The organism is Flavobacterium sp., from assembly GCF_039932285.1.
In the GTDB taxonomy this organism is placed as follows: Bacteria; Bacteroidota; Bacteroidia; order Flavobacteriales; family Flavobacteriaceae; genus Flavobacterium.
In genome coordinates this window covers 1-8,029 of the sequence record NZ_JBDTQE010000096.1, presented here as the reverse complement: position 1 = coordinate 8,029, position 8,029 = coordinate 1, and the positions used below count along the sequence as shown (strand labels likewise).

Sequence of the window (8,029 nt, the reverse complement as noted above, 5' to 3'; positions counted from 1 at the left end):
GAATATCTAGTTTGGTACATTAACCAAAGAGAAGCGCAAAATTATTTGAACGAAAAAAAAGCAGGCACTTATATCCCAAATTTAAACAAACAAGATATAATGGAATTACCAATTAAAATTCCTCCTATCAAAGTGCAAAAAGCTATTGCTAACGCAGCAATTTTATTAAATAAAGAATTAGAAATACTAGAAAAAATTAAAACCAGTAGAAAGGAACTTATCCAAAATCAATTATTAAAATTAATAGAAAATGACTAATACAAACCCAACCCAAGACCAAATAAATAAAGCACTTTGGGGTGCATGTGATACATTTAGAGGAGCTTTTGATTCTTCTGAATACAAAAATTACATCCTAGTATTCATGTTTTTAAAATACATGAGTGATGTTTGGAAAGATCATTACGAAGAATTTAAACAACAATATGGCGATAATGAAGAACTTATCCAAAGAAAATTACAAAGAGAACGTTTTGTATTACCAGAGAATTGCTCGTTCGACTACCTATATGAAAACAGAAACGACACCAACATTGGAGAGATAATAGACAAAGTTCTTGCCAAAATCGAAGATAAAAACCTAACGAAATTAGAAGGTGTATTTAGAAATATCTCTTTTAATTCTGACAAGTTAGGTCAAACCAAGGACAGAAACAGAAGATTAAAAAACCTTTTAGATGATTTTGCAAGTCCAGTTTTAGATTTTAGACCTTCTAAGTTAAATAAAGTGGAAGATGTTTTAGGAAATTCATACATGTATCTTATCGGCGAGTTTGCCAGTGGTGCTGGTAAAAAAGGAGGTGAATTTTATTCTCCAGATGAAGTTAGCGAATTATTAGCGAGATTAGTCAATCCTAAACCAGGAGATAGAATATGTGATCCAACTTGCGGTTCCGGTTCTCTATTAATTAAAGTGGGCGAACAAGTAAAAGAGAAAGATGGTTCTAGATCAAAAGACTTTGCACTTTATGGTCAAGAAAGTAATGGCGATACTTGGGCATTAAGTAAATTAAACATGTTCCTTCACGGAATGGATGGTGCCAGAATAGAATGGTGCGACACCATCAATAATCCACAACTAATTGAAGGCGAATATTTAATGAAGTTTAATATAGTAGTAGCAAATCCTCCTTTTAGTCTGGATAAATGGGGAGCTGAAAATGCTGAAACAGACCGCTTCAAAAGATTTCTTCGAGGAACGCCTCCAAAAAGCAAAGGTGATTATGCGTTTATTTTACACATGATAGATACCACATTGCCTGATGGTAGAATTGGTGTTATAGTGCCACATGGAGTATTATTTAGAGGTGCTGCAGAAGGGAAAATACGTCAAAAACTTATCGAAGAAAATCTATTAGAAACAGTAATCGGTTTACCCAGTAACCTCTTTTTTGGTACGGGCATTCCTGCGGCAATAATGATTTTCAATAAAGCTAAAAAATCAAAAGATGTTTTGTTTATTGATGCTAGCAAAGAATATCAAGACGGGAAAAAGCAAAACAGATTGAGAGAAATTGATATTCAAAAAATTGTTTCAACCTATCAAAACTTTCAAGTAACAGAAAAGTACAGTAATGTTGTTTCTCTAAAAGAAATAAAAGAGAACGATTATAATTTGAACATTCCTCGTTATGTCGATACGTTTGAAGAGGAAGAACCTGTCGATTTAGCAAAAGTAAAAGCAGAAATCAATTCACTTGAAGGAGAACTAACCGAAGTACGAAAAGAAATGCAACAGTACCTAGAAGAACTAGGCTTATAAAAAATAGTAGTTATGAAATACATAAACCTTAAAAACAAAATTGATACTATTAAAGAAAAAATAGTTCAAAACGGAAAATTAACTAAAGAACAGCTAAACAAAATCAATAATAAATTTCGTTTAGAATGGAACTTTAACTCCAATAGCATGGAAGGCAACACCCTAACTATTGAAGAAACGCGCAGTGTAATGGTGGGCAATTTAGAGGTACACCAAAAACCAATTAAAGATGTTTTAGAAATGAAAGGACATGATGAAGTCATTTCGGAAATTCTTAAAATTGGCAAGGGCGAAATTCGTCTTTCTGAAAGAAGAATTAAAGACATTCATCTTGGGATAATGCACGAGGAAGATTTAGAAAAAAAGAAGAAAATTGGAACATGGAAACCAGAGAACAATGAAATATTGAATCACAAAGGTGAAAAATACACTTTCGTTGATTGGGAATTGGTACCTGAGAAAATGCACGAGTTACTAAATAAAACCAATGCTGCAATTGATGCCATAACGTCAAATAGCAAAAACGCTCCTCATCCCATTGACGTGGCACTACAATTTCATTTAGAATATCTTGAAATACATCCATTTTACGATGGTAATGGTCGAACGGCTCGAATTCTAACAAATCTAATCTTAATTGCATTAGGTTACACTCCGTTTTGGATTACTAAACAGGAACGCTCTATTTACTATAACTTCATTAGCGACATCCAAAGTTACGGCGGTGAAAAAGAAGCTTTTTACCAATATGTAGCTGGCTTAATTGAACGTTCAGAACAGTTGGTGCTAGATGTAATTGAAGGTAAAGAAATTGATGAGGACGACGATGTAGAAAAAGAATTGGAGTTACTAAAGCGTCAATTAAAAACCAAAGACGTCAAAGTAGAACCTAAATCCAACGAGATCATCAAAGAACTTTACAACAACTCCTTCCGAAAGCTATTTATTCATTTAGTCGAGAAAACTAAAAAATTCGATGAAATGTTTGTAGAAAAGAAATTTCAAAATTCTGCCGAAGGTAATCGTTCTTGGAACAGAGGAATAGAATATTTTGATGAGTTTTTTGAAAACATATATGAAGAAAAATCAAACACAGTAGACAATAATTTCGGAGAAAATCCTAAATATAAAAAAATTGACGATTTAAGGTTAAGCATTTTATACAACGGATTTAAGCATGATGGAACAAATACGTTCCAACAATACACGAACATTTGGGTGATGTTTCAAGATTATTATTATATCATCAACGATAGAAATAGTCACAACGACGACAAATATTTCTGTAAAAAATTGTATTCAGAGCCAATAACAGAGGAGGAAATAAAAGTAATAGTAAATAAGCTTTCCAAAAAATTATTAGAGGAAATTAAGGATGCTATAAAATCAAAATAACTATGTACAACCCATACAACACAACTACAAAAATTAATGACTTGCTCGAAAATATCGGACAGGTATTAGACATTACCCAAGCACAACACGAATTAGTTGAGCAACGATACACAGCAGTTTCCAATCAACTTTCACAAGAAGGTTCAAAATTAAGTGTTTACAAATCAGAAATTTTGCCACAAGGTTCTTTTCTTTTAGGCACAATGATAAGACCTGTTATGGAAGAAGACGAATTAGATGTCGATTTAGTATGTCGTTTAAAGGGTAAAAAATACGACTGGGCTCAAATTAACTTAAAGCACGAAGTAAAAGACCAACTAATTTACAATAATGAAGATTACAAAAGAATGCTTGATGAGGAAGGTAATCGATGTTGGACACTGGTTTACGCTGGCGACAAATTTCATTTAGATATACTTCCAGCTTTAGTGGGTAATAACAATCATATCAATCTTAGCGAACGTTCCTTTAGTAAATTAGATAAAACCGATTTAGAAAATATTTCACTTCGAATTACAGACCGAAGAGAAACCAACTACACAACAGAAACCAATCCGGTTTACTGGCTAAAAAGTAACCCATTAGGTTATGCCGCTTGGTTCAAAGAAAGAAGCAATGTAAATATACTACGAACAGTTTTGCTAAGCGAAAGCGTAACGCCATTACCAGGATATAAAAAAATAAAAGAGCCATTAGTAAGAGTAGTTCAAATTCTAAAAAGACATCGAGATATTATGTATGGTGGCGATCAATACAAACCTATATCTATAATTATAACAACATTAGCAGCCAAGGCTTATCAAAAAGAAACCAATGTTATTGATGCTTTAATCAATATTTTAAACACGATGCATTTACACATGAAAGAAGTGTATAGTGTTAAACACAATAAAAATATTTGGTGGATTAGCAATCCAGTAAACGACGAGGAAAACTTTGCCGATAGATGGCCAAACGAATTGGAACGACAAGAAAATTTCTTCTCATGGTTAGAAAAAGCAAGAAGTGATTTTGGAGCATTGCAGAACATGGATTCAAGCACGGCATATCGTATCTTAAAAAACATTTTAGGAACAAGAGCAGTAAATGAAGCAGTAAGAAATTTAGGCTATGACGATTTGATAAATGAAAATCTTAAGCCAATTAATTATTCTGCTCAAATGCTATCAGCACCGCATAGAGAAAGACCAGTATGGAATTTAAGTCTTGTATATTACTGTAACATTTCTGGAGTTTATACCGATGTAACCGATCGTAAAAAACGAAAAAACATAACTACCGCTACTCTATTACCTAAAGGATGTTATGTAACATTCAATGCCATGGATACCAATGTGCCTAAACCATATGATGTGTATTGGCAAGTAGTAAATAACGGACAAGAAGCTACCAATGGCAATTGTTTACGAGGTGGTATTTTTAAAGCGCAAACTGCTGGAAAAGGTGGATTAGTATATACTGATGCAACGGCTTTTTCAGGCTTGCATTGGGTAGAATGTTTTATCGTAAAAAATGGAGTTTGTGTTGCAAGGAGTTCCGAATTTTTTGTAAATATTAAATAATAATGAGCGATAAAATAAACATAATTGATGAAATTGAAAGCCGCATCAAAAAGGGTTTAATCAATGGGTATAACGATAACATACTTTTTACACAAAACTATTCCGATTTGCAATCGCGAATAATTGAATACCTAATTGTAGTAAATGTGGCTCAGGAACTTAAAGAATACTGCTTTAAAAGAGGCATTGATGTTAATTTAGAATATTCACTAAATAATTTCTATAATAATGCTTTTCCTTCTGCAGTAATTGAAGGAGATATTTTTAATTCGAAACTAGTAAACAGAAAAAACCATTCTCCTGAAGATAGTAAATCAAAAAGATTAGATATTGTACTCACTAGTGAAATGCAAAATAACAATGAAACATTTCCTTCCACAAAATCAATGGTTGGCATTGAAATAAAATCCATAAATCAAGCCAATAAAAAAATTAAGCAAGATATAATTCGACTTTCAAAAGCATTGAATTTAACCGATCCTATTAGCGAAAATTATATAAAGGCAGGTTTTGTTTGCTTCTTCAAAAGATTTGACAAAGAAGATAAAATTATGAGTAACAAAGAGTATGAAATCAAAGTAAAAAAAGAATTAGAAAAATGGCAAACTTATTTTCAAGATTTAAGAGAAACATACACAGCTTTGAGATGTAGCATTTCAGAAGTAAAAGTGGCTACTTCCACGGCTGAAAATTATGTACAAAATTTCCAAGAACATGAATATGATTTTTCAGAAGTAGCACAAAACACAGGTTTTATAAATGCCTATTGCATTAGAATTGACAGAAATGAGTAAAAACAATAACATAATACCGCTAGGCTGGACAACTAAATCTTTAGGGCAAATTGGCACTTTTCTAAAAGGAAAAGGAATTACTAAAGCTGAAATTGTTGAAACAGGAAAACCCTGTATTCGCTATGGTCAAATATATTCAGAATATAACTATTTCGTAGAAGAGTTTAAATCATTTATTAATGAAACCTCCGCTAATAGTAGTGAGAGAATTTATAAAAACGATTTACTTTTTGCTGGTTCTGGAGAAACTTTAGTGGATATCGGTAAATGCGTTGCCTACATCAAAGACGATGAAGCGTATGCAGGCGGAGATATAATAATATTGAGAACAACATCAGAAGATGCTCATTATTTAGGGTATTTATTTAATGCGGATGAATTCAAAAAACAGACCTACAAATTAGGACAAGGTCACTCAGTGGTACATATTTACTCAAGTAGTTTAAAAAATATTAAAGTTGCGCTACCGCCTTTACCCGAACAACAAAAAATAGCCAAAATCCTTGCCACTTGGGACAAAACTATAAAACTGCAACAACAACTCATTGACAACAAAAAGCAATACAAAAAAGCAGTTATGAAAAAATTGTTGACCGGTGAAGTGAGATTTAAAGGGTTTAGAGAAAAGTGGACAGATATAAGATTAAAAGATACATTAAATTATGTTAGACCCGATAAGTATATTGTAGAAACAGAGGAATATTCAAATGTGTTTAAAACACCTGTACTGACAGCGAACAAAGGATTTATTTTAGGTTATACAAACGAAGTAAAAGGTATTTATAATGATTTACCAATCATAATATTTGATGATTTTACAACTGATAATAAGTACGTGGATTTTAATTTTAAAATCAAATCCTCAGCAATCAAAATTTTAAAAACAACATGTGAAAATTTTGATTTAAAATTTATTTATGAACGAATGCAAATTTTCAATTTTCCAAAAGAAGAACATAAAAGATATTACATTTCAGAATATCAATATTTAAAATTTAAATGTCCTTCAATAGACGAACAACTAAAAATATCAAACTTTTCAAGTAACATAGATTTAGAAATAAAAGCTTTAGAAGACGAATTAATTTCACTTCAAAACCAAAAACAAGGATTAATGCAACACTTGTTAACAGGTACAACAAGGGTTATAAACTAAATAAAATGTCAGAAAAATTTAAAATATTATCAATAGATGGTGGCGGTATAAGAGGTGTTTATCCAGCAATGTATTTAGCGCTTTTTGAAGAAGAATTAAAACGAAGAAATGTGGAGAGATGGCAAATTTATCAAAATTTCGATTTAATTTGCGGCACTTCAACAGGCGGTATAATGGCAATTGCTTTAGCTTTAGGTATTCCTGCAAGAGAAATCTACAATCTATACCTAGAAAAAGCAAACGATATTTTTGGTAGTAAAAAAACCAAATTTGAACAACTATTCTCGGCATCACATGACAGAAGTTCACTTGAAAAATTAATTCAAGATATTTTTAAAAAATACAATAACGAAAAAGACCCAAAACTTAAAGATTGCAAAACCAATGTTTGTATTCCTGTTTTTGATTTACTTGAAGGAAAACCATCAGTACTTAAAAACAAGTACCATCAAAATTTCACAAGAGATTATCATATTCCAGCATACAAAGCAGCTTTAGCAACAGCTGCAGCACCATCATTTTTTGACCCATATTCATCTGATTATTTAACAGAAGATGGCAAATCAAAACCATTTAAGAATAAAGTTGATGGTGGTGTTTTTGCAAACAATCCAACTTTAATTGGTATTGTAGAAGCTGAAAGCGCTTTCTATCAAGAAAAAAGTAATTTAAGTATTCTATCGGTTGGCACTGGGTTTCAGAAATTCTCAGACGGTAAAAAAAGAGAAAATTGGGGAATTACGTATTGGATAAATTTTAAAAAGAAACGCCTTATCGATCTTTTCATGCAAGCACAATCACAACAGGTCGAAAACTTAGTCTACGTTATGCAAAATGGTATCGATAAAGAAAAAATAGCAAATCCCAATTTTGTTTATCACAGAGTAAATGCCGAATTAGATGAAACTTTAAATATCGAATTAGACGATACAGACAAAGAAAGATTAGAAGCACTAGCACAAAAAGCAACCTATAGATTTCACGAAGATGCAACGAGAATTATTAAAGATTTTGGGACTGGCAGCAGGTGGGCTGATACTCAATAAAATACTAACCGAAGTCGAAGAAAACTACAACGATATGGCAAATACACACAACCACTTTTTAAAGTTCGAACAAAATATTTCTTTAACACCAACAAAGAAAGCTAAACTCATTGCATCTCGTAGGGCATTGCAAGAGAGAATAGTAAATTATTTTAGACTATATACAAAACTTCCAGTACCTAAATTTTATATCCAAGGTTCTTATAAAATGAATACAATGGTGTTGGCGAATGACGGAACCTACGATGTCGATTTAGGAATTTATTTCCTTGCTAATCCTTATGTAACCTCTTTTACAGTACAAGATTATGTAA

Annotated in this window: 8 protein-coding genes; all 8 read left to right on the top strand. The window is 32.0% G+C overall.

Annotated elements, in window-relative coordinates:
• On the top strand, window positions 1-258 hold a 258-nt coding region (locus tag ABI549_RS12710), incomplete at its 5' end, for a restriction endonuclease subunit S (RefSeq protein ID WP_348076835.1).
• Window positions 251-1,762 (top strand): type I restriction-modification system subunit M, encoded by a 1,512-nt coding sequence (locus ABI549_RS12705; protein ID WP_348076834.1) that lies wholly within the window; start codon window positions 251-253, stop codon window positions 1,760-1,762. The genes ABI549_RS12710 and ABI549_RS12705, both read left to right, overlap by 8 nt.
• A gap of 12 nt (window positions 1,763-1,774) precedes the next feature.
• On the top strand, window positions 1,775-3,157 hold the full coding sequence (locus ABI549_RS12700; protein WP_348076833.1) for a Fic family protein: 1,383 nt from the start codon (window positions 1,775-1,777) through the stop codon (window positions 3,155-3,157).
• A gap of 2 nt (window positions 3,158-3,159) precedes the next feature.
• Window positions 3,160-4,719, top strand: a complete 1,560-nt coding sequence (locus ABI549_RS12695; RefSeq protein WP_348076832.1) for a nucleotidyltransferase — start codon at window positions 3,160-3,162, stop codon at window positions 4,717-4,719.
• Window positions 4,720-4,721: 2 nt separating this feature from the next.
• Window positions 4,722-5,513: a hypothetical protein gene (locus ABI549_RS12690; RefSeq protein ID WP_348076831.1), complete on the top strand. Its 792-nt coding sequence runs from the start codon at window positions 4,722-4,724 to the stop codon at window positions 5,511-5,513.
• Window positions 5,506-6,669: a restriction endonuclease subunit S gene (locus ABI549_RS12685; protein ID WP_348076830.1), complete on the top strand. Its 1,164-nt coding sequence runs from the start codon at window positions 5,506-5,508 to the stop codon at window positions 6,667-6,669. The genes ABI549_RS12690 and ABI549_RS12685 overlap by 8 nt, the downstream gene beginning before the upstream one ends.
• A gap of 5 nt (window positions 6,670-6,674) precedes the next feature.
• Window positions 6,675-7,715, top strand: coding sequence for a CBASS cGAMP-activated phospholipase (locus ABI549_RS12680; RefSeq protein WP_348076829.1), 1,041 nt, complete (start codon window positions 6,675-6,677; stop codon window positions 7,713-7,715).
• On the top strand, window positions 7,657-8,029 hold a 373-nt coding region (locus ABI549_RS12675), incomplete at its 3' end, for a cyclic GMP-AMP synthase DncV-like nucleotidyltransferase (protein WP_348076828.1). The genes ABI549_RS12680 and ABI549_RS12675, both read left to right, overlap by 59 nt.

Excerpts from the sequence above, each read along its gene's own strand:
- ABI549_RS12705 (WP_348076834.1), top strand. The coding sequence starts at position 251 with ATGACTAATACAAACCCAACCCAAGACCAAATAAATAAAGCACTTTGG.
- ABI549_RS12700 (WP_348076833.1), top strand. The coding sequence starts at position 1,775 with ATGAAATACATAAACCTTAAAAACAAAATTGATACTATTAAAGAAAAA.
- ABI549_RS12695 (WP_348076832.1), top strand. The coding sequence starts at position 3,160 with ATGTACAACCCATACAACACAACTACAAAAATTAATGACTTGCTCGAA.
- ABI549_RS12690 (WP_348076831.1), top strand. The coding sequence starts at position 4,722 with ATGAGCGATAAAATAAACATAATTGATGAAATTGAAAGCCGCATCAAA.
- ABI549_RS12685 (WP_348076830.1), top strand. The coding sequence starts at position 5,506 with ATGAGTAAAAACAATAACATAATACCGCTAGGCTGGACAACTAAATCT.
- ABI549_RS12680 (WP_348076829.1), top strand. The coding sequence starts at position 6,675 with ATGTCAGAAAAATTTAAAATATTATCAATAGATGGTGGCGGTATAAGA.